General features: G+C 67.1%; 30 protein-coding genes. 5 read left to right on the plus strand and 25 right to left on the minus strand.

Annotated features, from left to right (window positions below; all coding sequences use genetic code 11):
- Nucleotides 1–3 precede the first annotated feature (3 nt).
- On the plus strand, nt 4–660 hold the full coding sequence (locus OVA13_RS09490; protein WP_267790250.1) for a DUF1287 domain-containing protein: 657 nt from the start codon (nt 4–6) through the stop codon (nt 658–660).
- On the opposite strand, the gene OVA13_RS09495 is transcribed toward OVA13_RS09490, so the two are convergent.
- The 8 genes from OVA13_RS09495 to OVA13_RS09530 all read right to left on the minus strand — a co-directional run bounded on the left by OVA13_RS09495 (nt 657) and on the right by OVA13_RS09530 (nt 6,355).
- Nucleotides 657–1,154: a dihydrofolate reductase gene (locus OVA13_RS09495; RefSeq protein ID WP_267790251.1), complete on the minus strand. Its 498-nt coding sequence runs from the start codon at nt 1,152–1,154 to the stop codon at nt 657–659. The genes OVA13_RS09490 and OVA13_RS09495 overlap by 4 nt on opposite strands.
- A 6-nt stretch (nt 1,155–1,160) precedes the next feature.
- A complete protein-coding gene (locus OVA13_RS09500) occupies nt 1,161–1,955 on the minus strand; it encodes a thymidylate synthase (RefSeq protein WP_267790252.1) in 795 nt (264 codons plus the stop codon).
- A 22-nt stretch (nt 1,956–1,977) separates the two neighbouring features.
- Nucleotides 1,978–2,868, minus strand: a complete 891-nt coding sequence (gene lgt, locus OVA13_RS09505) for a prolipoprotein diacylglyceryl transferase (protein ID WP_267790253.1) — start codon at nt 2,866–2,868, stop codon at nt 1,978–1,980.
- A gap of 96 nt (nt 2,869–2,964) precedes the next feature.
- Nucleotides 2,965–3,456: a TPM domain-containing protein gene (locus OVA13_RS09510; protein ID WP_267790254.1), complete on the minus strand. Its 492-nt coding sequence runs from the start codon at nt 3,454–3,456 to the stop codon at nt 2,965–2,967.
- Nucleotides 3,456–4,349 carry a TPM domain-containing protein gene (locus OVA13_RS09515; protein WP_267793496.1) on the minus strand — a complete coding sequence of 298 codons (894 nt, stop codon included), beginning with the start codon at nt 4,347–4,349 and terminating at the stop codon, nt 3,456–3,458. The genes OVA13_RS09510 and OVA13_RS09515 overlap by 1 nt, the downstream gene beginning before the upstream one ends.
- A gap of 19 nt (nt 4,350–4,368) precedes the next feature.
- Complete coding sequence (locus tag OVA13_RS09520; protein WP_267790255.1) at nt 4,369–5,025, minus strand: LemA family protein; 657 nt, start codon at nt 5,023–5,025, stop codon at nt 4,369–4,371.
- A 173-nt stretch (nt 5,026–5,198) separates the two neighbouring features.
- Nucleotides 5,199–5,933 (minus strand): TerC family protein, encoded by a 735-nt coding sequence (locus OVA13_RS09525; RefSeq protein WP_267790256.1) that lies wholly within the window; start codon nt 5,931–5,933, stop codon nt 5,199–5,201.
- Between the two features lie 41 nt (nt 5,934–5,974).
- Nucleotides 5,975–6,355: a diacylglycerol kinase gene (locus OVA13_RS09530; protein WP_267790257.1), complete on the minus strand. Its 381-nt coding sequence runs from the start codon at nt 6,353–6,355 to the stop codon at nt 5,975–5,977.
- 245 nt (nt 6,356–6,600) lie between these two features.
- On the opposite strand from OVA13_RS09530, the gene OVA13_RS09535 reads away from it, so the two are divergent.
- Nucleotides 6,601–7,299: an SGNH/GDSL hydrolase family protein gene (locus OVA13_RS09535; protein WP_267793497.1), complete on the plus strand. Its 699-nt coding sequence runs from the start codon at nt 6,601–6,603 to the stop codon at nt 7,297–7,299.
- An 87-nt stretch (nt 7,300–7,386) separates the two neighbouring features.
- On the opposite strand, the gene OVA13_RS09540 is transcribed toward OVA13_RS09535, so the two are convergent.
- The 9 genes from OVA13_RS09540 to OVA13_RS09580 form a co-directional block, all read right to left on the minus strand.
- On the minus strand, nt 7,387–8,760 hold the full coding sequence (locus OVA13_RS09540) for a S8 family peptidase (protein ID WP_267790258.1): 1,374 nt from the start codon (nt 8,758–8,760) through the stop codon (nt 7,387–7,389).
- 455 nt (nt 8,761–9,215) lie between these two features.
- Nucleotides 9,216–9,593, minus strand: a complete 378-nt coding sequence (locus tag OVA13_RS09545; protein ID WP_267790259.1) for a VOC family protein — start codon at nt 9,591–9,593, stop codon at nt 9,216–9,218.
- Between the two features lie 26 nt (nt 9,594–9,619).
- Complete coding sequence (locus OVA13_RS09550; protein WP_324288193.1) at nt 9,620–10,285, minus strand: RNA polymerase sigma factor; 666 nt, start codon at nt 10,283–10,285, stop codon at nt 9,620–9,622.
- 3 nt (nt 10,286–10,288) lie between these two features.
- Nucleotides 10,289–11,245 carry an isoaspartyl peptidase/L-asparaginase family protein gene (locus OVA13_RS09555; RefSeq protein ID WP_267790260.1) on the minus strand — a complete coding sequence of 319 codons (957 nt, stop codon included), beginning with the start codon at nt 11,243–11,245 and terminating at the stop codon, nt 10,289–10,291.
- A 73-nt stretch (nt 11,246–11,318) separates the two neighbouring features.
- Nucleotides 11,319–12,554 (minus strand): ABC transporter permease, encoded by a 1,236-nt coding sequence (locus OVA13_RS09560; protein WP_267790261.1) that lies wholly within the window; start codon nt 12,552–12,554, stop codon nt 11,319–11,321.
- A complete protein-coding gene (locus tag OVA13_RS09565) occupies nt 12,551–13,276 on the minus strand; it encodes an ABC transporter ATP-binding protein (RefSeq protein ID WP_267790262.1) in 726 nt (241 codons plus the stop codon). Before OVA13_RS09565 ends, OVA13_RS09560 begins: the two co-directional genes overlap by 4 nt.
- Entirely contained in the window at nt 13,273–14,805 is a 1,533-nt protein-coding gene (locus OVA13_RS09570; RefSeq protein WP_267790263.1) for an efflux RND transporter periplasmic adaptor subunit, read from the minus strand. Before OVA13_RS09570 ends, OVA13_RS09565 begins: the two co-directional genes overlap by 4 nt.
- A 113-nt stretch (nt 14,806–14,918) precedes the next feature.
- On the minus strand, nt 14,919–16,190 hold the full coding sequence (locus OVA13_RS09575; RefSeq protein WP_267790264.1) for a sensor histidine kinase: 1,272 nt from the start codon (nt 16,188–16,190) through the stop codon (nt 14,919–14,921).
- Between the two features lie 51 nt (nt 16,191–16,241).
- On the minus strand, nt 16,242–16,943 hold the full coding sequence (locus tag OVA13_RS09580) for a response regulator transcription factor (protein WP_056879702.1): 702 nt from the start codon (nt 16,941–16,943) through the stop codon (nt 16,242–16,244).
- Nucleotides 16,944–17,070: 127 nt separating this feature from the next.
- Here OVA13_RS09580 and OVA13_RS09585 point away from each other — a divergent pair, with 127 nt between their 5' ends.
- On the plus strand, nt 17,071–17,409 hold the full coding sequence (locus OVA13_RS09585; RefSeq protein WP_267790265.1) for a DMT family protein: 339 nt from the start codon (nt 17,071–17,073) through the stop codon (nt 17,407–17,409).
- 30 nt (nt 17,410–17,439) lie between these two features.
- Here the strand turns inward: OVA13_RS09585 and OVA13_RS09590 are convergent, their stop codons facing one another.
- The 6 genes from OVA13_RS09590 to nudE are packed head-to-tail and all read right to left on the minus strand — an operon-like array spanning nt 17,440 to nt 20,874.
- Complete coding sequence (locus tag OVA13_RS09590; protein ID WP_267790266.1) at nt 17,440–17,985, minus strand: hypothetical protein; 546 nt, start codon at nt 17,983–17,985, stop codon at nt 17,440–17,442.
- Nucleotides 17,985–18,287: an Mpo1-like protein gene (locus tag OVA13_RS09595; RefSeq protein ID WP_267790267.1), complete on the minus strand. Its 303-nt coding sequence runs from the start codon at nt 18,285–18,287 to the stop codon at nt 17,985–17,987. The genes OVA13_RS09590 and OVA13_RS09595 overlap by 1 nt, the downstream gene beginning before the upstream one ends.
- A gap of 16 nt (nt 18,288–18,303) precedes the next feature.
- A complete protein-coding gene (locus OVA13_RS09600; RefSeq protein WP_267790268.1) occupies nt 18,304–18,627 on the minus strand; it encodes a YnfA family protein in 324 nt (107 codons plus the stop codon).
- Nucleotides 18,628–18,684: 57 nt separating this feature from the next.
- Nucleotides 18,685–19,527, minus strand: a complete 843-nt coding sequence (mazG, locus tag OVA13_RS09605; RefSeq protein ID WP_267790269.1) for a nucleoside triphosphate pyrophosphohydrolase — start codon at nt 19,525–19,527, stop codon at nt 18,685–18,687.
- Nucleotides 19,490–20,329: a 3'(2'),5'-bisphosphate nucleotidase CysQ gene (gene cysQ / locus OVA13_RS09610; RefSeq protein ID WP_267790270.1), complete on the minus strand. Its 840-nt coding sequence runs from the start codon at nt 20,327–20,329 to the stop codon at nt 19,490–19,492. Before cysQ ends, mazG begins: the two co-directional genes overlap by 38 nt.
- The gene (gene nudE / locus OVA13_RS09615) at nt 20,326–20,874 is read right to left on the minus strand and encodes an ADP compounds hydrolase NudE (RefSeq protein ID WP_267790271.1); all 549 of its coding nucleotides are present in this window, start codon (nt 20,872–20,874) and stop codon (nt 20,326–20,328) included. Before nudE ends, cysQ begins: the two co-directional genes overlap by 4 nt.
- 74 nt (nt 20,875–20,948) lie before the next feature.
- Here nudE and bioA point away from each other — a divergent pair, with 74 nt between their 5' ends.
- Together bioA and OVA13_RS09625 are read left to right on the plus strand one after the other, a co-directional pair.
- Nucleotides 20,949–22,343: an adenosylmethionine--8-amino-7-oxononanoate transaminase gene (bioA, locus tag OVA13_RS09620; protein ID WP_267790272.1), complete on the plus strand. Its 1,395-nt coding sequence runs from the start codon at nt 20,949–20,951 to the stop codon at nt 22,341–22,343.
- A gap of 34 nt (nt 22,344–22,377) precedes the next feature.
- The gene (locus tag OVA13_RS09625; protein WP_267790273.1) at nt 22,378–23,112 is read left to right on the plus strand and encodes a 16S rRNA (uracil(1498)-N(3))-methyltransferase; all 735 of its coding nucleotides are present in this window, start codon (nt 22,378–22,380) and stop codon (nt 23,110–23,112) included.
- Between the two features lie 49 nt (nt 23,113–23,161).
- Here OVA13_RS09625 and OVA13_RS09630 read toward each other — a convergent pair whose 3' ends face one another.
- Both OVA13_RS09630 and OVA13_RS09635 read right to left on the minus strand, forming a co-directional pair.
- Nucleotides 23,162–23,530: an EF-hand domain-containing protein gene (locus OVA13_RS09630; RefSeq protein ID WP_267790274.1), complete on the minus strand. Its 369-nt coding sequence runs from the start codon at nt 23,528–23,530 to the stop codon at nt 23,162–23,164.
- 133 nt (nt 23,531–23,663) lie between these two features.
- Nucleotides 23,664–24,134: a chemotaxis protein CheW gene (locus OVA13_RS09635; protein WP_267790275.1), complete on the minus strand. Its 471-nt coding sequence runs from the start codon at nt 24,132–24,134 to the stop codon at nt 23,664–23,666.
- Nucleotide 24,135: the final 1 nt, after the last annotated feature.

Here is a 24,135-nt window from a genome sequence, read left to right on the forward strand (position 1 = left end):
GCGATGCGCGCGACACGGCCTCTGCTGCTGTGCCTCGCATGGATTGCGCTGTCCGGATGCCACCAGGCGCCTCCTACCTCCGTCGTCGGTGAAGGCGCGCCAACGGCTGGCGCTGCCGCCCCCGTTGCGCCCTCACCGCCCCTGGTGGCGGCGGCCCGCGCACAGGTGGGCGTGGTGCGCGCCTACGATCCGGCCTATTTCAGCCTGACCTATCCGGGCGGCGATGTTCCCGCCGACAGCGGCGTCTGCACCGACGTGGTGATCCGTGCCCTGCGCATGCAGGGACTCGACCTGCAGCAGGCCATCCATGAGGACATGCGAGATCATTTCGCGCTGTATCCGCGGCAATGGGGATTGAAGGCGCCGGACCGCAATATCGACCATCGACGGGTTCCCAACCAGATGCGGTGGTTCCAGCGGCAAGGCTGGCAACGCCATTCCGGGCGCAGGCCCGAGGACTTCGCCCCCAGCGACATCGTGGCGTGGAAGCTCGCCGGCAGCGGGCTTCTGCACATCGGCATCGTCTCGGACAGGCGCAGCGCGGACGGCACGCCGCTGGTCCTGCACAACATCGGGGCCGGCACGCAGGAAGACGACATCCTGTTCCAGCACCCCATCATAGGGCACTACCGCCCGCCGGTGACGCCAGTGCGCGGCTAGCGCGCGCGCTGATACTCGACGAAGGCGAACGAAAGCGCGTGCTTCGCGTCCGCCGCATGGGATTCGCGGGCGATCTCCCGCCACCGTGCCGGATCGAACGCGGGGAAGAAGGCGTGGGCGTCTTCCACCTCGGTATCGACCTCGGTCAGGTGGAGCACGTCGGCAATCTCCAGCGTCAGCGCATACACCTCGCCCCCGCCGATCACGCACAACTCCCTGGCGCCCTGCTCCGCCGCGATCCGGAGCGCCTCATCCACCGATGCCACGGCCTGCATGCCGTCGAACGGCACGCTGCCACGGCGTGTCAGCACCAGGTTCAAGCGGCCCGGCAGCGCGCGCCCGAGTGATTCGGCCGTCTTGCGACCCATCAGCACGGGCTTGCCCAGCGTCAGCGCCTTGAAGCGCTTCAGGTCATCGGGAAGGCGCCACGGCAGGTCGTTGTCGCGGCCGATGGCGCGGTTGCGGTCGAGTGCGGCGATCAGTGAAATGCGCATCGCTGCCTAGACCGCCACCGGCGCCTTGATCGCCGGGTGCGGGTCGTAACCTTGGATCTCGATGTCGTCGTAGGTGAAGGCGAACAGGTCGGTGACCTCGGGGTTGAGGTGCAACCTCGGCAGCGCGCGCGGTTCGCGCGACAACTGCTCGCGTGCCTGCTCGTAGTGGTTCGAATACAGGTGCGCATCGCCCAGCGTGTGCACGAAGTCGCCGACACCCAACCCGCAGGCCTGCGCCACCATGTGGGTCAACAACGCATAGCTGGCAATGTTGAATGGCACGCCCAGGAAGATGTCGCCGCTGCGCTGGTAAAGCTGGCAGCTGAGCTTTCCGTCCACCACGTAGAACTGGAACATCGTGTGGCAGGGCATCAGCGCCATCTTCGGCAGGTCTGCCACGTTCCAGGCCGACACGATCAGCCGGCGCGAATCCGGGTTGCGCTTGATCTCGTCGACCACCCACCTGATCTGGTCGATCTCGCCACCGTCGGCGGTGGCCCAGCGACGCCACTGCTTGCCGTAGACCGGGCCGAGTTCGCCTTCGGCATCGGCCCATTCGTCCCAGATGCTGACCTTTTTGTCCTTCAGGTAGGCGATGTTGGTCTCGCCCTTCAGGAACCACAGCAGCTCGTGCACGATCGAGCGCAGGTGCAGCTTCTTGGTGGTGACCAGCGGGAAACCTTCGGCCAGGTCGAAACGCAGCTGCCACCCGAACACGCTTCGCGTGCCGGTGCCGGTACGGTCGGATTTCTCGCTGCCCTGCTCCAGTACGTGGCGCAGCAGGTCGAGGTACTGCTTCATGCTTCGCCTCCGGCAAACGGCTTCATGCGGTTTCCTTGCCGGCGGCCGGCGCGGGAGTGACGGGGTACAGGGTCGGCGCGCGGCGCGACAGCCACAGCAGGTACAGGCCCAGCAGGATCAGCGGCATGCTGAGCACCTGGCCCATCGTCAGCCAACCGAAGGCGAGGTATTCCAGCTGCTCGTCCGGCACCCGCACGAACTCCACGATGAAGCGGAACACGCCGTACATCAGCGCGAACAGGCCGGAGACGGTGTAGCGCGGCCGCGGCTTGCGCGACACCGTCCACAACACCACGAACATCACCAAGCCTTCCAGCAGCGCCTGGTACAGCTGTGACGGATGGCGGGCGAACTGGTCCAATGCGCCAGCGGCGTATTCGGCCTGCAGCTGCGAAGGCGTGAGCGCCCGCAGCCGGGGGTCGGTGGGGAAGATCACGCCCCAGCCCGCCTGCGTGTACTTGCCCCACAGCTCCGCACCGATGAAATTGCCGATGCGGCCGAAGCCCAGGCCTGCCGGCACCAGCGGCGCCACGAAATCCATGGTGTCGAAGTAGTGCAGCCGATGCTTGCGCGACCACCACAGCGCGGCGGCCATCACGCCCAGCAGGCCGCCATGGAAACTCATGCCGCCTTCCCACACCTTGAAGATCGAAAGCGGGTTCTGCAGGAAGCCGTCGAATCCGTAGAACAGCACGTACCCGATGCGGCCGCCCAGCACCACGCCGAGCATCGCGTAGAACATCAGGTCGGAGAAGGCGTTGGCGTCCACGCCTGGCAGGCGGCCCTGCATGGCGCGGGAGCGGCCCAGCCACCAGGCGGTCAGGAAGGCCAGCAGGTACATCAGCCCGTACCAGTGCAGCTTGACCGGGCCCAGCGAAAAGATGATCGGATCGATCTGGTGGAGGTAGATCATGCGCCTCGGCGTGGCCGGTGGGGATGGGCTATTTTGCCCCAGCCGGACCGCCCCTGGATGACCGCGAACCTCCCGGGGATCGCGACCAGCGCTTGCTCAGTCCAGCAGATGCGGCCGGTTGGGCAGTTCGTCCTCGTCCACATGCCCCTCGAGCTGCGGAAAGTGCACCGCCAGCAGGTCCGAGACCGCGCGGATGCCGGCGATGACGGCCTGCTCCGCCCGGCCTTCGCCCATCCCGACTTCGATCAGATGGCAGACGTCCCGCCACTGCGCGTCGCTGACAAGGCCGTTCAAGCCCCGGTCGGCGACGATCTCGATGCGATGGTCGGCCAGCAGCAGGTAGATCAGCACGCCGTTGTTGGCTTCGGTGTCCCAGGTGCGCAGCCGCACGAAGACCTCGTGCGCCCGCTCGCGCGGCTCCACGCCGGCCAGCACCGCGCTCACCGGCAGATCCGATTCCACCGCGAACATCACTTCGCCGCGGTGCCGGCGCTCGCCCTCGGCGATGGCCTCGGTGATGTGGTGCAGGGTCGATTCGGGGAACAGACGGCGCGCCGAGCGGGCAAACAGATGGCGGAAGATACGCATCACCAGCTCCCCGAGGCGCCACCGCCTCCGGACATGCCACCACCACCGCCCCAGCCGCCTCCACCGAAGCCGCCGCCCCCACCTCCAAAACCACCGCCTCCCCAGCCGCCGCCTCCGCCACCCCAGCCCCCCCAATCCCGGTGGCGCGCGTATCCGCCGCGGGTGGAGCCGGACATCAGGCCATAGAGAAGGCCCAGCACGCCGGCAATGCCGCCGACCGCGAGCATCGATGACAGCAACAGGGCGACACCTCCGGCCGCGCCGCCGGTGAACAGCCCGCGGATGCCGGCCGGCGAGCGACTGAACATGCCGCGCACGATGGTGGCGACGATGAAAGCCGCGAACGCCGCGAACAGCATCCCGCCGCCCTTCCCGCCCTCGCCGGACACCGGGTGCGTGCTGACGGGTTCGGGCAGGGCCTCACCATCGATCAGCCTCACCAGCGTCGCCGTCGCGTCGCCGATGCCGCCGCCGAAGTCGCCCGCGCGGAACTTCGGCGCCAGGTATTCCTGGATGACACGGTTGGCGATGGCGTCGGGGATGGCACCTTCCAGTCCGTAGCCGGGCTGGATGCGTACGCGCCGGTCGTCCTTCGCCACCAGCAGCAGCACGCCGTCATCCACGCCCTTGCGGCCCAGTTTCCACTGGTCGAACACGCGCTGCGTGTACTGCTCGATGGTTTCCGGTTGCGTGGTGGGCACCATCAACACCTGCAACTGGCTGCCCTTGCGTTGCTGCAGCGCCACCGCCTGCTGTTCGAGCTGCTGCTTGCGGGCGGCGTCCAGCGTGCCGGTGGTATCGACCACCGGCGAATCCAGCGGAGGGATGCCGGCCAGCTGCTGCGCCCACGCAAGCGCGCAGCACAACAGCAGGCACAGCGCCAGCGCACGCATCATGGCGCGTAGGGGCCGGTCAGTTGCTGGGCGGCGACGACGGGGCCGGCTGCGGGGCCGGGGGTTGCGGCGGCGCCGGAGCGGCCGGTGGCGGCGTACCGAAATCCACCGACGGGGCGTCGGAAATGGCCGCTTCGTTCTCGACGGTGAAGTTCGGTTTTTCCTTCGCTCCGGTGATCTTGGCGGTGATCACCTGCGGGAACTGGCGGATGTAGGTGTTGTAGTCCTGCACCGTCTGGATGTAGCGGCCGCGCGCCACAGTGATGCGGTTTTCCGTGCCTTCCAGCTGTGCCTGCAGGTCACGGAAGGACTGGTCGGATTTCAGGTTCGGATAATTCTCGGTGACCACCAGCAGGCGCGACAGCGCGCCGGACAGTTCACCCTGCGCCTGCTGGAACTGCTGCAGCGAGGCCGCATCGTCGGCGTTGACCTGGATCTGGCCGACGCGCGCGCGGGCATTGGTCACGTCGGTCAGCACCTGGCGTTCCTGCTGCGCATACCCCTGCACGGTCTTGACCAGGTTGGGGATCAGGTCGGCCCGGCGCTTGTACTGGTTGAGCACCTCCGACCAGCCGGCCTTCACTGCTTCATCCTTCTGCTGGATGGTGTTGTAACCACACCCGGACAACACGAAGGCCAGCATGGCCAACAACAGCAAGCGCGAACACAGACGCATGGGAGGAATCTCCAGTGGGACGATATGGCCATGATTGCAGCACCTTGCCCCAGCAGGCGCAAGCGCTGTCGACTCGCATTGCCGTCGGATGACGGTTCGTTAGCAAGGAGTGAAAACAAAAAGGGCTTCCCGCGAACGGGAAGCCCTTCCAGGCGTGCAGCGGCTGCGACTGCTTACTCGCGCAGCATGCGCCGGTTGGCGCGCTTCTTCGCCCACAGGTTCAGGCATTCCACCACGGCCGAGAAACCCATCGCGCCGTACAGATAACCCTTCGGAATGTGCATCTCGAAGCCGTCCAGCAGCAGGTAGGCACCCACCGCCACGATGAAGGCCAGCGCCAGCATCTTGATGGTCGGGTTGTTGTCGATGAAGTGGCCCAGCGGCTTGGCGGCCACCAGCATCACCACCACCGCCAGCAGGATGGCCGCCACCATCACCGGGGTGTGGTTGGCCATGCCGACCGCGGCGATCACCGAGTCCAGCGAGAACACGATGTCGATGACGGCGATCTGCGCGATCACGCCGGCGAAGGACACGGCCGGACGCGTGTGCACGTCCTCCGAATCCGGTTCACCCTTCACCAGTTCCAGGATTTCCTTGGTGCCCTTCACCAGCAGGAACAGGCCGCCGATGATCAGCACCAGGTCGCGCACCGAAATGCCCTGGCCGAACAGCGTGAACAGGTCGTTGGTCAGCCCCGCCAGCCACGCCAGTGTCAGCAGCAGCAGGATGCGGGTGATGCACGCTACCGCGATGCCGAACTTGCGCGCAACTTCGCGCTGGTGCGGTGGCAGCTTGCTGACGGCAATGGAAATGAAGACCAGGTTGTCGATGCCCAGCACGATCTCGATCGCACTCAGCGTGACCAGCGTGATCCACACCTGTGGATCGGTAAGCAATTCCATCATCGTCAAAACACCTTCTTGGGATCAGTTCGTAAGAGCGTGGTTCAGAAAAAGCGCGGCGCCAGGATCAGGCCCCAGCACAGCAGGACGTTCATCATCAGCACGAACACCGCCGCCGAGCCCATGTCCTTGGCGCGACCGGCCAGTTCATGGTGCTCGGGACCGTAGCGTTCGATCACCGCTTCCACCGCCGAGTTCAGCAGTTCGGCCGCCAGTACCAGCAGGCAGCTGCCGATCATCAGCGCGCGCTCCAGCCCGGTCTGGCCCAGCCACAGCGCGAGCGGCCCCATGACCAGCAGCAGGTAGACCTCCAGCCTGAACGAAGATTCATGCAGCCATGCCGCACGCAGACCCTGCATCGACCAGACCGTCGCCTTCAGGATGCGGGAGGGGCCGCGGGGGAGGTGTCCGGTTTCGTCGGCCATGGGTACAGACAGTCAACAGACAAAGTGAAGGAGCGGCGCCATCCGCGCCGGGGCGACCAGCGGACGGTGCCAAGGGTGGGATGGGGCATGAGGAGCGGCAATTTTGCCACAAGGGACCCTTTCCCAGCGTGTACCCGCATGGCAATGGCGGTTTGCATCCAGCCGGTCCCGCTGGTCCACTGGTCGCCCCTCCTTCCTTTGGAGCGTTGATGCCTCCCCGTTACCCGACATCGTGCTGGCTTGCCCTGCTCTCCCTGGCGCTGGCGGCGCTGCTGGCGGCCTGCGCCGGCGCGCCCCCGCCCGTTGCCGGCCCGGTACCTGCTGCCGTGCCCGTACCGCAGGTACCGGAACAGGTATCCAATGCGGACTGGGAACAGGACATGCGGCGCTTCGAGGCCGCTGACGCCTTATCGCCGCCACCACGCGGGGCTGTCCTGTTCATCGGCAGCTCGTCGATCCGGTTCTGGGAGACACTGGCGCAGGACTTTCCCCACCTACCGGTGATCAACCGGGGCTTCGGCGGTTCGGAACTGCGCGACAGCACCTGGTATGCCGGCCGCATCATCGTGCCGTACGCGCCTCGCCAGATCCTGCTGTATGCCGGCGACAACGACCTCAACGCAGGCCGCACGCCGGCGCAGTTGCGCGATGATTTCCGCGCCTTCGTCCAGCGCGTGCGCCGCGACCTGCCGGATACCAGGATCGCCTACATCAGCACCAAACCCAGTCCGTCACGTGCCGGACTGTTGCCCGCGCAGCGGGAGGCCAATGCCCTGGTGCAGGCCGAAGCCAAGCGACTGGGGGTGGACTACATCGACATCTTCACGCCGATGCTGGACGCGACCGGACAACCCGATGAAACGCTGTTCATCGAAGATCGCCTGCACATGAATGCCGCCGGCTATGCGATCTGGAAGCGCGCGATCGCGCCATACGTCCGCTGAAACGGAAGAATGAAACCCTCCGACGCAAAAAACGAAGCCCGGCACTGCCGGGCTTCGCTGTCATGGCGCACGGGTTGAACGCGACGATCAGAACCCGCTTGCGTCCAGGCGGCCGCCGGTGACCGTCTTGCCCTGGAGTGACGGCGTCGGCACCGTCGCGTTGAGGATGGCGGCCTTGATGTCGGCAGCCGTCGAACCGGGTCGCGTGGACGCATACAGCGCGGCCGCGCCGGTCACGTGCGGCGTGGCCATCGAGGTGCCGTTGTAGCTGGCGTAACCCGATATCAGATTGCCTTTGGACGCCTTGGGTACCGTCGACCAGATGCCATAGCCCGGCGCACCCAGGTCCACGGTGGTGGCGCCATAGTTGTAGACCAGCGCGCCGGTGGAACGCAACGCCGCCACCGAGATGATGCCCGCATTCGGATACGACGCCGGATAGCAGGCGCCCGACGTGTTGCCTTCGCAATTGACGCTGTCGTTGCCGGCCGCGACGATCGTCAGTATCTCGGCCTGACCGGCGCGGTCGATGGCATCGCTGAGGGCCTGCGAGTAGCCCCCACCGCCCCACGAGTTGTTGGTCGCTACCAGGTTCAGCCCATGGCGGGTTTTGAGGTCGGTGAAGTAGTCCAGCGCCTTGACGGCATTCGCGGTGCTGCCGCCACGGCGACCCAGGAACTTGCCGCTGATCAGCTTGGCGCCGCTCCAGCAGACGCCTGCCACGCCCTTGCCATTGCCACCAACACCGGCGATGGTGCCGGCCACGTGCGTGCCATGGTCATCGTTGGCGCCACCGGAATTGATGTCGTTGCTGTTGCCATCGAAATCCCAGCCGCGCACATCGTCGACGTAGCCGTTGCCGTCGTTGTCCACGCCATCGACTGGATCGTACGGATTGGTCCAGATATTGGCCGCCAGGTCTTCGTGGTTGTAGTAGATGCCTTCGTCGATCACGCCAACCACGACATTGCCGCAACTGGTATGACCGGACGCCCAGGCTTCGGACGCCTGCGAGCCGTAGACGTTCGCCGGGGTGCCGGCGTCACCGTACATGCCCCACAGCGAACCATTGGTGGAATAGGTGTCGTTGGAGACGGCGTTGTGCTGGTATGTCCAGTTCGGCTCGGCATATTCCACGGCCGGATCGGCGCTGAGCACCTGCACGGCGGCGGACAGGTCGACGTTGGCGGGCAGCTTGAGCAGCGCGATCTCGCCATTGCGGCCATTGCCACGGCGTACCGTCTCAAGCTTCCGTGCACCCAAGCCATGCACCACGGCCTCGCGGTCGGCCGACACGGCGCCATCGCGATACTTCACCAGCAGCTCGCCGGCGGCATGAGGATGCCCTGCTTTCAATCCCTTGATCACCAGATCGGGCCTGCCGCCTGCACTGGCCGCCTGCGTCATGCCCATTGCCACGAGCGCCATGCCCACCCATACCGCCATGCGATTCTTCTTCATAGAACGATTCGACCCCGCGTGTTGTGGTTACCGCGCAAAGCGGCGCGGCGGACCGAATCTATCCGGTAATTTTCGTTCTAGATACGGTTTTTCAGCTCACATTTTTGGGTATTTCCGTGAGCAGGTAAGCACGTACCGATGGCACCGGTGGCCAACGCGTCATGACTGTGAGTCGACATGCGAAGGGGCATGCGGCGTCCTCCCACCACCCCGTCAACGATCTCGATACATTCTCGTGGGGCGTGACAGGGCGTGCGACCGCGCCCGACGGTCGCACCCCCCGTTCCACCGCGAGTGCATCCACGTGTGCCGCCATGGTGACCTGCGCGACGAAGGCGCACCTTCGTGCCAGTGATCTTCAAGCCACCGGCATCGACGCCCTGCCCGCAACCGGCCTGTAACGCGCGATTCCCGCGGACATCGACCACCGCAATCCCGCGACGAGACCACGCATGTCAGCGCCGCCGTACCGCATCGGGTGGCTGGTGCAGGCTCAAGACGTTGCCATCCGGATCGAGGAAATCCATCGACAGTCCGCCATCGGGGGATTCGCTTACCGGCACGACGATCTCCACGCCTTTCGCCGCCAGCGCGTCGGCGTAATCGTCGATGCCGCCATCAAGACTGAAGACGACCACCGGGGATTCGCCGGCGCGCGCCGGTCGCGGAATGAACACCAGCACCAGTCCCCCGACTTCGCCCATCGCACAGGGTCCGTCATGGCCATCGAGTGGCTGGATGGGCAGCCCCAGCGTGTCGGCATAGAACGCCACCGCGCGCGCCAGGTCGGAGACGAAGAAAACGATGGCGCCTACCTTGCAATGGGTCAGCATGGGAAATCCTCCTTTGTTGGTCCCGTCTATCCGTTGCCGCCAAGGCGCGATGTGTGAGCACCCGCATCGATCAGGATGAGGTGGCCGTCGCCATCGTGGGTTCCCAACCCCTCGCCCACGCGCATGGCCGCCTTCAGCGCACGCCGTGCCAGCCCGAACTGCAGGTCGACGCTGCGCGCAGGATCCCGCAGGTACGCCAGTGCCACGCTCTCCGCGCGTGCCGAGGCTGACTGCGCGGCCAGTGCCTTGCGGATCCGGGTGAGGCGCTGGCGGAACGCCGTGGGTTCGATGCGCAGGATCCAGCGGATCTCATCGGCCGACAGGCCGTGCAGCGCGAGCACCGCCAGCCTGCGCGCGGACGGTGGCAGTGCGTCGAGCCAGGCGGGCCGCGTTGCCTCCGGGGTGTATCGGGAATGCGCGGCATCGTCGCATTCCGGCGCGGGCGACAAGGCGTCCGCCTCGCGCCGGCGACGACGCACGCCGCTGCGCGCGGCCAGGGCCGCCTGCCGGCGAAGCACGCCGCTCAGCCATGGCAGATCATGGCGACCGGCGAGCAGCGCAGCCAACAGGGTGTCCTGCACCAGGTCTTCCGCATCCTGCGCACGACGGCACAGGCGCAATGCCTGTGCGCGGAGCTGGCGGTAGGTTTCCAGGTCGAGGCCCGGCGCCTCGGCGCCGCTCGGCATCACCACGTCTCAGGGCTCCTGGTAGATGGCCGTGCCGCGCGAACCGTCCGGGCGCACCCAGCCGCGGTACATGCCCGTGGTATTCAGCACCAGCGCCAGGTTGCCGTCGCGGTCCAGCGCGATCACACCGCCATCTCCGCCATGCGCGGGCACCTCGCCCAGGATCACGTCCTCGGCCGCCGCCTGCAGGCGATCTCCACGGTAGGCCACACGGGCGGCGATATCGTGCGCGACCGCATTGCGGATGTAGTACTCGCCCCAGCCCGTGCACGAAATGGCGCAACGCGCATCGGCCCACGTGCCGGCACCGATCAGGGGCGAGTCGCCGACCCGTCCCCAGCGCTTGTTGGTCATGCCGCCGGTGGAGGTGGCGGCCGCCACGTGGCCGTAGGCATCCAGTGCGACCGCGCCGACGGTGCCGAAGTACTGGCCACGCAGGTCCTGGCTGGCATGCCAGGCCGCCTGTTCGCGTTGCTGGGCCTGGCGCAACTGCTCCCGCCGCACCTCGGTGTCGAACCAGTCGTTCGAGACCCGCTCGATGCCGGGCTGCGTGTCGGCGAACTGCTCCGCGCCTTCGCCGATGAGGAACACATGCGGCGAGTCCTCCAGCACCCGTCGCGCCAGCCGCACCGGATTGCGCACGGTGGATACACCGGCGACCGCGCCAGCGCGACGACCGTGGCCGTCCATGATGGATGCATCCAGTTCGTGTCGACCGTCCGCAGTGAACACGGAACCCCGCCCCGCGTTGAAGCTGGGCATGTCCTCCAGCATAGACACCGCGGCTTCCACCGCATCCAGCGCGGTACCGCCGGTGGCCAGCACGGCATGGCCGGCATCCAGCACGCGCTCCAGGTCGGCCAGGATGGCGCGCTCCACGTCCGCCCCCAGCGCGTTCCGTTCGATCACGCCGGCACCGCCGTGGATGGCGAGCGCCAGCGGTTTGCGGAGTTGACGCGCACTCATGGCAGGGGCCACCCGACGACGCAACGGGCGTCCAGCATACTCCCGCCATCGCGCTGCGCCATCCGCCGCCGGCTTACTGCGAGCGCAGCGCCTCGATGGGGTCCAGCTGCGAGGCCTTGCGGGCCGGGTAATAGCCGAAGAACAGCCCCGTGGCGATCGAGAACCCTGCCGCCAACCCGATCACCTGCCCGTTCAACGCCACCGGCAGCTCGCTGAACTTGCCCACCAGCAACGCCCCGACCACCCCGATGCCGATGCCCAGCACGCCGCCGATCAGCGAGATCAGCATCGCTTCGGCCAGGAACTGCCGGCGCACGTCGCTCGGCCCCGCGCCCACCGCCATGCGCAGGCCGATCTCGCGGATGCGCTCGGTCACCGACACCAGCATGATGTTCATGATGCCGATGCCGCCGACGATCAGCGAAATGGTGGCCACCGCACCGAGCAGCAGCGACATCAGCTTGGTCGTCGCGGTGCGCGTGGCGACGATTTCCGAAATGTTGCGGACGTTGAAGTCGTCTTCCGCGCCAGGTGCGATCCTGTGGCGCTGGCGCAGCAGGGCTTCCACTTCGCCCTGCACGTAACTCAGGTCCTTGGCATCGGCCACCGTCAGCGCCACCTGCATCACCGCGCCCGGCGGCAGGCCCATCGAGCCCATCAGGCGACGGCGCGCGGTTTCCAGCGGCACCATGATCACGTCATCCTGGTCCTGGCCGAATCCGCCCTGGCCTTTCGGCGCCAGCGTGCCCGCCACGGTGAACGGCACGCGCCCCAGCCGCACGGTCTGGCCCACGCCACTGTCTTCGCCGAACAGCGTGCGCCGCACGGTGTCGCCCAGGATCACGGTCTTGCCGGCGCTGGAGTAGTCCTGCGCATCGAAGCCTTCGCCGTTGGCCATCGTCCAGCCATTGATGTCGAAGAAATCCGCCTGCACGCCCTGCCAGCTGGTGGAGGCGTTGTTTTCGGCAAAGACGACCTGGGTGTTGCCGCGCAGGGCGCCGGCCACGTACTGCACTTCCGGGATCTCGCTGCGGATGGCTTCCACGTCGCCCAGGTTGAGGGTGAAGAAGCTGCTGGAACTCATCCGCACGCCGCCGCCACCGCGACCCGCGCCCGGGCTGATGTCCAGGCGCTGCGAACCCAGGCCGGATACCAGCTTGTCGATCTCCGCCTGCGTGCCCTGGCCCACCGAGACCATCACGATGACGGCGGCAATGCCGATGATGACGCCCAGCGACGTCAGCGCGCTGCGCATCCAGTTGCCACGCAGCGCATGGATGGCCGTGCGCAGGATGTCGGAGAACTTCATGGGCGCCCCCCGGCATGGGTGGTGTCTTCGTGCAGCTCGCCATCGCGCATCACCAGGATGCGGTCGGCATGCGCGGCCACTTCGGCATCGTGGGTGATCAGGATCACCGTGTGGTCCTCGTCGCGCAGGCGCTTGAACAGGGACAGGATCTCTTCACCGGTCTTGCTGTCCAGCGCGCCGGTCGGCTCGTCGGCCAGCAGGATGGGCGGTCTGTTGATCAGCGCGCGCGCGATGGCGACACGCTGCTGCTGGCCGCCGGACAGCTCGCTGGGCTTGTGCCCGGCACGCTCGGCCAGGCCGACGGCGGCGAGCGCTTCGCGCGCGCGTTCGCCGCGTTCGTGCGACGGCACCTGCGCATAGCCCAGCGGCATGGCGACGTTCTCCAGCGCACTCATGCGCGGCAGCAGGTTGAAGCCCTGGAAGACGAAGCCGATCTTCTCCCGGCGCAGGACGGCCAGTTCCTCGGCATCCAGCGTGGCCACGTCGATGCCGTCGCACAGGTAGCTGCCGGTGCTGGGCGTGTCCAGGCAGCCGATCAGGTTCATCAGCGTGGACTTGCCGGACCCGGACGGCCCCATGATGGCGACGAAATCACCCCGGCCCACCTGCATGTCCACGCCCTTCAGCGCGACCACCTCGGCTTCGCTGCCCGGCGAATAGACCTTGCTGAGCGCGAACGTCTGGATGACCGGGACCGACGCGGTGACGGGTTGCGTACTCATTCCTTCGCACGCTCGCCCACGACCACCACGTCGCCTTCCTTGACGTCGCCGGAGACTTCCGTGCTGGTGCCGTCGCTGGCGCCCACGCGCACCTGCACCAGTTCGGGCTTCCCGGCCACCAGCTTGTACAGCGGCGCGCGCTTGGCGCCCAGCAGGGCACGCAGTTCGGTATCCCAGCGCTGGCGCTGGGCCTCGTCCAGCGTGGTGCGGAACGGCGCGAAATCCTGCTGCATGCGTTCGGCCATGCGCTGGCGGATCTGCGCCTGCATCGCGCCACCGCCCGCCCCCGACGTGACCACGCGTGGACCGCCGCCCGGACCCCCGCCGAACATGCTGGCGCCGTTCTGCCGCGCCTGTGCCATGCGCGCGGCCTGGCGCTCACGCAACGCGGTCAGTGCGGCATCGAACGCGGCCTGCTGGTCCGCATTGAGTTTCAACGTGCCCGCCACGCGCACCAGATCGTCGCTGACGCCGCCGCCGCGCGGCTGTCCGGCCTGCTGTGGCGGGCCCGCGGTCGCCGCGGCTTCCTGCCCGGTGGGCTTGTAGCGCAGCGCCGCGTTGGACACTTTCAGGATGTTGTCGCGCTTGCTGACTTCGATCTCCGCATTGACCGTCAGGCCCGGCAGCAGCGTGCCGTCGGTGTTGTCCACGCTGACCACGACCGGATACGTCACCACGTTGTTGGTGGTGGTGGCCGACAGGCGCACCTGCTGCACCTGGCCACGGAACTGGCGGTCGGCGAACGCATCCACGGTGAACGAAACCGTCTGCCCCATCTTGACCTGGCCGATGTCGGCTTCATCGACGGCCAACTCGATCTTCATCTTCGACAGGTCTTCGGCGATGGTGAACAGTTCCGGCGCCTGCAGGCTGGCGGCCACGGTCTGGCCGGGCTCGATGGTGCGGGTCAGCACCACGCCATCGACCGGCGACCGGATCACGGTGCGGTCCAGGTTGACGCGGGTGGTCTGGGTGGAGGCAGTCTGCTGCCGGATCTGCGCCTGGCCGGCATTGACCTGCGCGCGCGCCTGGTCCAGGGCCGCGCGGGCGAGGTCCACGTCGCTCTGCGCGACCAGCTTCTGCCGGCCGAGATCCGCCTTGCGCTGGTAGTCCAGCTCGGCGTTGCGCAGCGTCGCCTGTGCCTGGCGCAGGCTGGCCTGCGCGTTCGCGATCTGCGCGTTGCCCTGCGCGATCTGCGCTTCATAGGTACTGGGGTCGATCCTGGCCAGCACCTCGCCCTTCTTGACCTCGCTGTTGTAGTCGACCAGCACGTCGGTGACCTGGCCGGAAATCTGGCTGCCGACGGTGACCGTGGAGATGGCGCTGAGCGTGCCGGTGGCCGAGATGGCGACGCGGATGTCGCCGCGCTCGACCGTGGCGGTGCGATAGGTGCTCTCGGCGGCCTCGCTATTGCGCGAACTCCAGTACCAGGCGCCGCCGGCGAGGAGCGCCACGACGACGGCGCCGGTCAGCACGCGGGGCAGCAGGGAGGATTTCTTGCGGGGTGCAGTGCGCGAAGGCTGGCTCATGCAGTGAGTCGGCTCGGAAAGGGGGAGGACGGAAGGGGTAACGTACTACAGGCACGTCGGTTGACAGTGCCCGCACCGGTCCGGTTCCCGTTGGGAACCGTTAATACCCGGGACTACGGAACGAAGCGGATGGTCGCAACCGTGCCGCGGCCCAGTTCGCTTTCCAGCTCGACCTTCCAGCCGAAGCGGTCGCACAGCCGGCTGACGATGGACAGGCCCAGTCCGCTGCCCTGTGGGCGCGTGGGATCGGCGCGATAGAACGGTTCGAACACGCGTGTCATCGACTCCGCCGCCATGCCGATGCCGGTATCGCGCACGATCACGCGGTCCGACTCCAGCACCACGTCGATGCGGCCGCGGTCGGTATAGCTGCAGGCATTGCGCAGCAGGTTGCTGACCACGACCTGGAAGACGCGCGGTGGCGCGTGCAGGCGTGGCTTCGCATGGCAGGTGACTTCCAGGTCCACCGGCTTGCTGAGCAGCAGCGAGCGCGCATTCTCTGCCTCGTCCAGCACGATGTCGGCGACGTCGAAGTCCTCGCTCTGCGGCTCCACCTCGGCCTCGCGGGCCAGGATCAGGAAGGCATCGATCACCGCCTCCATGTCGCGCCCGGCGCGCTGGATGCGCTGCAGCGACCGTGCCACGCGCGGTGGCGAATCCTCGGCCATCGCCATGTCGGTGGCCACGCGGATCACCGTCAGCGGCGTGCGCAGTTCGTGGCTGGCATCGCGGGTGAAGTCGCGCTCGCGGGCGACGTGCGCCGTCACGCGCTGGGCCAGGCCGTGCAGGGCCGAGGCCAGTTGCCGTGCTTCGCCCTGGACATCCGCCGGCAACCGCTCGGCCGCCAGCACGCTGACGTCGGGCCGTCGCGGATCCCACTCGGCCACCTGCCGGGCCAGCCAGCTCACGGGCGACACCAGCCGCTTGGAGGAGCGATAGGTCAGCCACGACACCAGATAGATGGCCACCAGCGTCATGACGATGGGCACGGTGCCGAAGTAGAACGCCAGCCGTTCGGCCTGCGAGCGCAGGAACACCAGATAGAGGCGGCCCGCAGGCTGCTCGTCCACCAGCACCAGCAGGTCGTCGGCCTTCAGTTCGTGGAAGCCGGGCTTCAACTCGCGCAGGTTTTCCGGCAGCACCAGGTTGGAATGCCCCTTCACCACCAGGTAGCCGCGCAGGTTGTGCGTGTTGGGGGGTGGCTGTGCGGTCGAGGCGCTGTACAGCTGCCAGAAGTGCGTCGCTTCTTCCTGCAGTGCCGTGTTCATCAGGCTGTGCTTGATGACGGCGGAAACCAGATAGACGCCCACCACGATGGCAAGGCTGACCAACACCGCCTGGACGATGAAGGCGATGCGGAGTTTGCGGGGCAGTCCGTGGCGCATGGCGCGTCCGTCAGGCGAGGGCCGGATTATGCCGTGCCCCCACCACCCCGGTCAGCCGATGTCCGCGATGCGGTAGCCCGCGCTCTGGACGGTATGCAGCAGCGGCTTGTCGAACGGCTTGTCGATCACCTTGCGCAGGTTGTACAGGTGGCTGCGCAGCGTGTCCGAGTCGGGAAGGCCATTGCCCCAGATCTCGCGCTCGATTTCCTGCCGGGTGACCACGCGCGGGGACTCGCGCATCAGGATGGTCAGCAGGCGCAGGCCGATGGGGGACAGCATCAGTTCGGTGCCGCCGCGGGTGGCGCGCATGCTGACCGGGTCCAGCACCAGGTCGGCGACCTTCAGCACTTCGGCCCCCACCTGGCGGCGCTCGCGACGGATCAGCGCGCGCAGGCGGGCTTCCAGTTCCTGGATCGCGAAAGGCTTGGTCAGGTAGTCGTCGGCGCCGGAGCTGAGGCCGGTCAGCTTGTCATCAAGGGTGTCGCGCGCGGTAAGCATCAGCACCGGGGTGGACTTGCGCGCCTCGTTGCGCAGGCGCTTGCAGACCTCCATGCCATCCAGCCGGGGCAGCATCAGGTCCAGGACCAGCACGTCGTAGCTGTTCTCCACCGCCAGCCGGTAGCCGTCCAGGCCGTCGGTGGCGTAGTCGACCTCGAAACCGCGGCCTTCCAGATATTCCCCGATCATCTCCGAAATGTTGCGGTTGTCCTCGACCACCAACACCAGACCCGCGGTTTCCTGACTGTGGCGCATGACGACTCCTTGTAGGCTTCAGGTTTGTGAAGCTAACGGGCGGGCAGTACACGTCATGTGAAGGCGCCATTACCCATTCAGCCGCCAGTGGGGCTAGGCTTCGCCGTCCCCTTCCCGCCCGACGCCCATGACCGCCCGATTGCTGCCCCTGCTCCTGCTGCTGGCCTCCAACGTCTTCATGACCTTCGCCTGGTACGGGCACCTGAAATACAAGACGGCACCGCTGTGGATCGCGATCCTGGCCAGCTGGGGCATCGCCTTCTTCGAATACTCGCTGATGGTGCCGGCCAACCGGCTGGGCAGTTCCGTGTATTCGGTGGTGCAACTGAAGACCATCCAGGAGGTCCTGACCCTGCTGGTCTTCGCGGGTTTCAGCACCTGGTACCTGGGCCAGCCGCTGAAGTGGAACCACTACGCGGCCTTCGCACTGATCGTGGGCGCGGCGTTCCTGATGTTCTACGAGTGAGGTCGCGCGCGTCGCACGAGCGCGTGCGAGCTATTGTTCGTCCTCGGGTTTCAATGGACTGTGGTGCCATTCGAACGCACACATGACGCCTGCGGCAAGCGTATCCATGTCCTTGTGGTAGTGATGCCGGTGAGGCGCAGGGATGTCTACGTTACCCGCGCTGAAGCCCAATTCCCTAAGCCTGGAGGCGAAGCGATCCACAGGGCCATAGCAAAACAATTGGTCATGCCGGTCCCAGACGACGGTGGCCCGGTCCGTGGCGGAGTGAGCCCACAGGTCGAAACGTCCATCAGCTGCGAGGAAGTCGGCAAACCGCTCGATGAAATGCGTCGCTCCCTCCAACGAGAGGTCGGGACTTTCGTAACGGCCAGGCGCTGCCTCCCCTCGGGGAGTGTGCAACACATACAGCAATCGTACGGGACCCTGCAGGAGCGCCAGCATCGCTTTGAACAAGCGTGGATCACTTCCGGGTACGCCCGCGACCAGCCGTCCAGACAGTTCAAACGTTTCGGGATGACGATAAGCGACCCATTGGTCACCGTCGAGATGCCCCAAACGAAACGGCCTCTCCGCCATCAGAACCGGATCTTGCCGGTCAGGATGTCCTTGAACATCACCCAGTCGCCGGCGAAGGAATAGAACGGATGCTTGAAAGTGGCGGGGCGGTTCTTCTCGAAGAAGAAGTGGCCCACCCAGGCAAAGCCGTAGCCGCAGAACAACGCCGCGAGCAGCCACCAGGCGTTGCGATCCACGATGGCCAGCACCAGCAGCGCGAGCACGCCGCAGCTGCCTATGAAATGCAGCCGGCGCGAGGTGCGGTTGCTGTGTTCGTTGAGATAGAACGGATAGAACTCGCGGAAGCTGGCGAAGCGGCTCATGTCCCCTCCCACAGGGTCAGATGGCGCGTGGCGAGAACATGATCACCGCCATGCCGGCCAGGCACAAGCCGACGCCCAGCAGGTCCCCACGGGTCGGCTTCACCGCATCCACCGCCCACAGCCAGAAGATCGCGACGGTGACGTAGACGCCGCCATAAGCCGCATAGACCCGGCCGGAGGCAGTGGGATGCAGGGTCAGCAACCAGGCGAACAGGGCGAGACTGGCGGCCGCGGGCAGCAGCAGCCACGCACTGCCCCCTTTGCGCAGCCACAGGTACGGCAGGTAGCAGCCGACGATCTCGGCCACGGCGGTGACGAGGAACAGCAGCAGGGTCTTCATGCGTCCAGCGTAGGGTGCGCGCTGGCCCACCGCCAGTCCTCGCCAGCGAAGGCCGGCTCAGCCTGCAGCGCGTTCCTGCTGCTTGACGCGCAGCCACAACGCTTCCTGCTGCTCCAGCGTCAGCGCGGACATCGTGGTCCCTTCTTCGGCAGCCAACGCCTCCATTGCACGGAAGCGTCGCTCGAACTTCAGGTTGGCGCGACGCAACGCGCCACCCACGTCCACCTTGGCGTGGCGCGCAAGATTGGCGGCGACGAACAGCAGGTCACCGATCTCGTCCTCCAGCCTTGCGTCGCGCTCGGGCGAAGGCGCCGCGGCAAGCTCGACGCGTACTTCGTCGATCTCCTCGTGCAGTTTGTCGATGACCGGTGCGGTGTCCGGCCAGTCGAAGCCCACGCGGGCGGCGCGTGACTGCAGCTTCACCGCGCGCTGCCATTCGGGCAGCCCGCGCGACACGCCGGCCAACGCCGAGGCGTCCCCGTCACCGGCGGCCTGGCGTTCGGCACGCTTGATGGCTTCCCAGTTGGCCGTCTGCGCTTCCGCATCGGCGACGTCGTCGCTGCCGAATACATGGGGATGCCGGCGCACCATCTTGTCGCAGATGGCGGCCACCACATCGCCGAACGCGAACGCGCCCTGCTCCTGCGCCATCTGCGCGTGGAAGACGACCTGCAGCAGCAGGTCGCCCAGTTCATCCTTCAGGGCCGGGAGATCGTTGCGGTCGATCGCGTCGGCGACTTCGTAGGCTTCCTCGACGGTATACGGCGCGATCGTCGCGAAATCCTGCTCCAGGTCCCACGGACAGCCACCGTCCGGATCACGCAGCCTGGCCATGATGGCCAGCAGTGCCGCGATGTCCGTCTCAGGCCTGGCGCGCGTATCCATGCCCGGTCCCGTCATGGCTTTCTTCCAGCCAGCGGCGCCACGGCAGGGTCATGTCGCCCAGCGCGACGAAATCCCCGTTGAGCAGCGTGTCGCGGCGGTTGTAGCGGAACGACCGGCCATCGGGTGCCAGCAGCGCGCCGCCGGCCGCTTCCAGCACGCACTGCGCGGCCGCGGTGTCCCATTCGCTGGTCGGGCCGAAGCGGGGATACACGTCCAGCGTGCCTTCGGCGATGCGGCAGAACTTCAGCGAAGAACCCAGCGCGACTTCCTCGATGGCGCCCATGCGGTCGAGGAAGGCCTGCGTGCGCGCATCGCGGTGCGAGCGGCTGGCAGCCACTTTCAACGTGCCGTTGGCGGGCGCGCGCGTGCGCAGCAGCGTGTCCACCTCGCCGACACGACGATAGGCGTTGCGACCCTGCCGGGCGTGCCAGGTCTCGCCGGTCACCGGCGCATGCACCACACCGAAGATGGGTTCGTTGTGTTCGATCAGCGCGATGTTGACGGTGAACTCGCCGTTGCGCTTGATGAATTCCCGCGTGCCGTCCAGCGGATCCACCAGCCAGTAGGTCGGCCACTGGCTGCGCTCGCTCCAGGCGATGTCGGCGGCTTCCTCGGACAGTACCGGCCACTGCGGGGTCAGCCGCTGCAGGCCTTCGGCGATGACGCGGTGCGCGGCCAGGTCGGCGGCGGTCAGCGGACTGTCATCGCTCTTCTGGTGCACATCGAAAGCGTGTTCGTAGACGGCCATGATCGCCTGGCCCGCTTCGCGGGCAATGACGATGACGGCTTCGTGCAGGTCGGCGGTCATACGGCTCATCGATTACCTTGCAACCATTCGCGGGCAATGAACAAAGCCGCCAGCGAACGACCCTCCGAAAAATCCTCGCGCAGCATCAGCTGGTCGAGGGCATCAATCTTCCACGGCACGACTTCCAACTCCTCGGGTTCGTCCCCGGGCAACCGCTCCGGGTACAGGTCTCTTGCCACCACCAGCCAGGACTGGTGGCTCATGTAGGTCGGCGCCAGGCTCAGGCTGCGCAGCACGTCGATGCGGCGCGCGCCGAAACCGGCTTCCTCTTTCAGTTCGCGGTCGGCCGCCTCTTCGGGCGACTCGCCCGCGTCGATGCGGCCCTTCACCAGGCCGAGTTCGTAGCGGTGCACGCCAGCAGCGTATTCGCGCACCAGCAGCACGGTGTCGTCATCGATCATGGGCACCACGACCACCGCGCCATGGCCGGTGGACTTCAGGCGGTGGTAACGCCGGCGTTCCCCGTTGCTGAACTCCAGGTCCAGTTCCTCGACATGCCGGTCCGGGCCGTCGGCCCGCTCGGTGATGCCATGGATGGTGGGTAGACGATTCATGCCGCGCCGCCAACGCCCGGCACCCGGCACGAGACACGGGGACGACAGGGGGCGGTGGCCGATATCATGGGGGGATGCGACAGACGAATCATCAAGTGGGAATGCTAACAGAGGCGGACGACTGGCGTGTCCGGGATTTGTCGGTGGTCTGGCACCCGTGTACCCAGATGCGGGAGCATCCCGACACCCTGCCCCTGGTGCCGATCGCACGGGGCGAAGGCGCCTGGCTGATCGGCCACGACGGCAGGCGCTACCTGGATGCGGTCAGCAGCTGGTGGACCAACCTGTTCGGCCACGCCGAACCGCGCATCGCCGCCGCCATCGGCGCGCAGGCGATGCAGCTGGAACAGGTGATGCTGGCCGGCTTCACCCATGCGCCGGCGGTGGAACTGGCCGAGCGCCTGCTGGCGATCGCACCGCGCCAGTCCGATCGCGCGCCGCTGGCCAAGGTCTTCTACGCGGACAACGGATCGGCCGGCGTGGAAGTGGCGCTGAAGATGGCGTTCCACTGGTTCCACAACCGCGGCGAACACCGCCGTACCCGCTTCATCGCGCTGGAGAACGGCTACCACGGGGAGACGCTCGGCGCGCTGGCGGTGGGCGACATCCCGCTGTACCGCCGCGTCTATGCCCCGTTGCTGGCCGAGGCCCTGTTCGCCCCATCACCGGATGCCTACCTGGCCCGCCCCGGCGAGTCCGCCGCCGACTGCGCAGCGCGCGCAGCCGATGCCCTGGCGGCGTTGCTGGAACGGCATGCCGGGGAAGTCTGCGCGGTGATCGTCGAACCCCGCGTGCAGTGCGCCGGCGGCATGCGCATGCACCATCCCGACTATCTGGCGCGCGTGCGTGAACTGTGCGATGCCAGTGGCGCGTTCCTGATCGCCGACGAGATCGCGGTCGGCTTCGGCCGCACCGGCACGCTGTTCGCCAGCGAATCCTCGGGCGTGATGCCCGACCTGCTGTGCCTGTCGAAGGGACTCACTGGCGGCTTCCTGCCGTTGGCCGCGGTGCTGGCGACGCAGGCGATCTACGACGGCTTCCTGGACGATTCACGGGAGCGCGCGTTCCTGCATTCGCACAGCTACACCGGCAATCCGCTGGCATGCGCGGCGGCGCTGGCGTCGCTGCAGGTGTTCCGCGATGACGACATCCTCACCCGCAACCGCGCCACCGCCGCCGCGATGACAGCACTGGCCGAACCGCTGTCGCAGCACCGGCATGTGGCCGACGTTCGGCAGGCCGGCATGATGCTGGCCTTCGAACTGACCGAGGGCGGCAACAAGGCCACCCCGTTCCCCGCCGCCTCGCGCATCGGCCTGAAGGCCTACCGCGCCGCGCTGGCCCGGGGCGTCGTACTGCGCCCGCTGGGTGACGTGCTGTACTGGATGCCGCCGTACTGCGTGGATGCGGAACAGCTGCAACTGTTGGCCGACGTCACCCGGGCCGCCATCGACGAGGCGACGGCATGAATCCGGTCGCCCCCGCACACCCGCGAGGTTTCCCATGCGCCTGACCCGCAGTTACGTGGACATGCCGCTAGCGGTCGGCGGCACCGTCGTGTTGCCGGAATCCACCGCGAACCACCTCTCCCGCGTGCTGCGCCTGCGCGAAGGCGACCCGTGCGTGCTGTTCAACGGGGACGGGCACGACCATCCCGCGCGCATCGCCACCGTCGGCAAGCGCGAAGTGACGGCCGACATCCTGTCGTCTCATCCGGTGGACAACGAGTCGCCGCTGCACATCACCCTGCTCCAGGGCATCGCACGCGGCGAGAAGATGGACCTGATCCTGCAGAAGGCGACGGAGCTCGGCGTCGCCGCCGTGGTGCCTGTCATCGCGGAGCGTACCGAAGTGAAGCTGGATGCCGAGCGCACGGAGAAGCGGCTTGCGCATTGGCGCAACGTCATCACCTCCGCCTGCGAACAGAGCGGCCGCGCGATCGTGCCGGTGCTGTCAACGCCGTGCGCGCTGGACGAGGCCGCTCGGGGCCAGGCAAAGGAGGACACCGCCCTGCTGACGCTGGACCCGCAAGGCGAAGCGTCGCTGGGCACTGTCAGCATCGATGGCGGGCGCGCGGTGATCGCGATTGGTCCGGAGGGAGGCTGGTCGCCGCGTGATCGCGAAACGCTGCGCCAGGCCGGGTTCACTGGCCTACGCCTGGGTCCGCGCATCCTGCGCACGGAAACCGCCGGCCTGGCGGCCATCGCGGCGCTGCAGTCCCGCTTCGGGGATCTCTAGGCCGGCCCGGACGGTTCGGCCTGGCGCAGGTACGTTTTTCCCTGCCGGCTCAACGCCAGTTGGAGAGTTCCGCCTGGGTGATGCGGCCATCCCGGTTGCTGTCCACCAGGCGGAATTCGCTGTGCAGCGCGTGGCTTTCCGGAATCTCCGCGCGCACCAGCACGCCGTCGCCATTGGTATCGAGATCGGCGACCGTGGCGCGGTAGTGCGAGGCATTGTTCAAGGTCTGCGACTGGCCCCACGTCACCGTGACTGGTCCCGTGCCGGCCTGCAGCTGCGTGCTGCCGCCATTCAAGCGGGCCTCGGTGCTGCTCTGGTAGGTGATAGCGTTCTGCGACACCGGCGCGGTCTCGACGGTCTGCGCATGCGCCAGCGGCGCAGCGGCAAGCAGGGCGATCAGGATCATCGGCTTGTTCATGGCTTCCTCCTCGTTGCGGCGATGACGTTGCCGTGGTTCAGCCGAATCGACGGTGAATGCGCACGAGGCGTCGCGCCAAAGGTTCAGCCAGGTCGATGGCCCGTGAAAGCCACCTGCAGGGCGCGAACGCCGCTCAGGCGGCCTGCGCCAGGGCGTTGTCGATCATCGTTTCGACCGTCTCCAGGTCCGGCAGCACGGCAGCCTCGTCACCGAGCAGCACGCGCACCTTCACCCCGACCGGCAGGTCTTCCTCGGTCGCGTCGGCCAGCAGGCCGTCGCGTGGCACCGACACCAGGCGCGGGAACGACGGCGTCAGCAGTGCGAAATAAGGACGATCCTTGTTGCCGCTGAGCGCCTTCAACACCACGATCTTGCTGTTCAATGCAATGGCGTCGGAGGTGTTGCCGGTCAGCCGGCCGAACGCGACCAGCGGCACCGCGCGGCCGTGCCAGTCGATCTGGCCGGGCAGCCAGTCGGGCATCCCGGCAATGGGCTCCACCGGCGCGCGGGTCAGCACTTCGGCGACCGTGGCGTTGGGCAGCAGCAGCCGGTGTTCACCGGCCTGGATAAGGACGCCGCGGATTTCGTCGTTGGAATGGGCCATC

It is taken from the genome of Pseudoxanthomonas sp. SL93, from assembly GCF_026625825.1.
In the GTDB taxonomy this organism is placed as follows: Bacteria; Pseudomonadota; Gammaproteobacteria; order Xanthomonadales; family Xanthomonadaceae; genus Pseudoxanthomonas_A.

What these genes read in the sequence shown, in the direction of transcription:
- OVA13_RS09560 (WP_267790261.1), bottom strand. Translation starts at nt 12,554, where the DNA reads ATGAAGTTCTCCGACATCCTGCGCACGGCCATCCATGCGCTGCGTGGC.
- OVA13_RS09490 (WP_267790250.1), top strand. Translation starts at nt 4, where the DNA reads ATGCGCGCGACACGGCCTCTGCTGCTGTGCCTCGCATGGATTGCGCTG.
- OVA13_RS09520 (WP_267790255.1), bottom strand. Translation starts at nt 5,025, where the DNA reads ATGCGTCTGTGTTCGCGCTTGCTGTTGTTGGCCATGCTGGCCTTCGTG.
- OVA13_RS09585 (WP_267790265.1), top strand. Translation starts at nt 17,071, where the DNA reads ATGACCGCCCGATTGCTGCCCCTGCTCCTGCTGCTGGCCTCCAACGTC.
- nudE (WP_267790271.1), bottom strand. Translation starts at nt 20,874, where the DNA reads ATGAATCGTCTACCCACCATCCATGGCATCACCGAGCGGGCCGACGGC.
- OVA13_RS09530 (WP_267790257.1), bottom strand. Translation starts at nt 6,355, where the DNA reads ATGGCCGACGAAACCGGACACCTCCCCCGCGGCCCCTCCCGCATCCTG.
- OVA13_RS09595 (WP_267790267.1), bottom strand. Translation starts at nt 18,287, where the DNA reads ATGAGCCGCTTCGCCAGCTTCCGCGAGTTCTATCCGTTCTATCTCAAC.
- OVA13_RS09625 (WP_267790273.1), top strand. Translation starts at nt 22,378, where the DNA reads ATGCGCCTGACCCGCAGTTACGTGGACATGCCGCTAGCGGTCGGCGGC.
- OVA13_RS09525 (WP_267790256.1), bottom strand. Translation starts at nt 5,933, where the DNA reads ATGATGGAATTGCTTACCGATCCACAGGTGTGGATCACGCTGGTCACG.
- OVA13_RS09600 (WP_267790268.1), bottom strand. Translation starts at nt 18,627, where the DNA reads ATGAAGACCCTGCTGCTGTTCCTCGTCACCGCCGTGGCCGAGATCGTC.
- OVA13_RS09570 (WP_267790263.1), bottom strand. Translation starts at nt 14,805, where the DNA reads ATGAGCCAGCCTTCGCGCACTGCACCCCGCAAGAAATCCTCCCTGCTG.
- OVA13_RS09555 (WP_267790260.1), bottom strand. Translation starts at nt 11,245, where the DNA reads ATGAGTGCGCGTCAACTCCGCAAACCGCTGGCGCTCGCCATCCACGGC.
- OVA13_RS09565 (WP_267790262.1), bottom strand. Translation starts at nt 13,276, where the DNA reads ATGAGTACGCAACCCGTCACCGCGTCGGTCCCGGTCATCCAGACGTTC.
- OVA13_RS09580 (WP_056879702.1), bottom strand. Translation starts at nt 16,943, where the DNA reads ATGCGCCACAGTCAGGAAACCGCGGGTCTGGTGTTGGTGGTCGAGGAC.
- OVA13_RS09630 (WP_267790274.1), bottom strand. Translation starts at nt 23,530, where the DNA reads ATGAACAAGCCGATGATCCTGATCGCCCTGCTTGCCGCTGCGCCGCTG.
- cysQ (WP_267790270.1), bottom strand. Translation starts at nt 20,329, where the DNA reads ATGAGCCGTATGACCGCCGACCTGCACGAAGCCGTCATCGTCATTGCC.
- mazG (WP_267790269.1), bottom strand. Translation starts at nt 19,527, where the DNA reads ATGACGGGACCGGGCATGGATACGCGCGCCAGGCCTGAGACGGACATC.
- OVA13_RS09540 (WP_267790258.1), bottom strand. Translation starts at nt 8,760, where the DNA reads ATGAAGAAGAATCGCATGGCGGTATGGGTGGGCATGGCGCTCGTGGCA.
- OVA13_RS09510 (WP_267790254.1), bottom strand. Translation starts at nt 3,456, where the DNA reads ATGCGTATCTTCCGCCATCTGTTTGCCCGCTCGGCGCGCCGTCTGTTC.
- OVA13_RS09635 (WP_267790275.1), bottom strand. Translation starts at nt 24,134, where the DNA reads ATGGCCCATTCCAACGACGAAATCCGCGGCGTCCTTATCCAGGCCGGT.
- OVA13_RS09575 (WP_267790264.1), bottom strand. Translation starts at nt 16,190, where the DNA reads ATGCGCCACGGACTGCCCCGCAAACTCCGCATCGCCTTCATCGTCCAG.
- OVA13_RS09495 (WP_267790251.1), bottom strand. Translation starts at nt 1,154, where the DNA reads ATGCGCATTTCACTGATCGCCGCACTCGACCGCAACCGCGCCATCGGC.
- lgt (WP_267790253.1), bottom strand. Translation starts at nt 2,868, where the DNA reads ATGATCTACCTCCACCAGATCGATCCGATCATCTTTTCGCTGGGCCCG.
- OVA13_RS09515 (WP_267793496.1), bottom strand. Translation starts at nt 4,349, where the DNA reads ATGCGTGCGCTGGCGCTGTGCCTGCTGTTGTGCTGCGCGCTTGCGTGG.
- OVA13_RS09590 (WP_267790266.1), bottom strand. Translation starts at nt 17,985, where the DNA reads ATGGCGGAGAGGCCGTTTCGTTTGGGGCATCTCGACGGTGACCAATGG.
- bioA (WP_267790272.1), top strand. Translation starts at nt 20,949, where the DNA reads ATGCGACAGACGAATCATCAAGTGGGAATGCTAACAGAGGCGGACGAC.
- OVA13_RS09545 (WP_267790259.1), bottom strand. Translation starts at nt 9,593, where the DNA reads ATGCTGACCCATTGCAAGGTAGGCGCCATCGTTTTCTTCGTCTCCGAC.
- OVA13_RS09500 (WP_267790252.1), bottom strand. Translation starts at nt 1,955, where the DNA reads ATGAAGCAGTACCTCGACCTGCTGCGCCACGTACTGGAGCAGGGCAGC.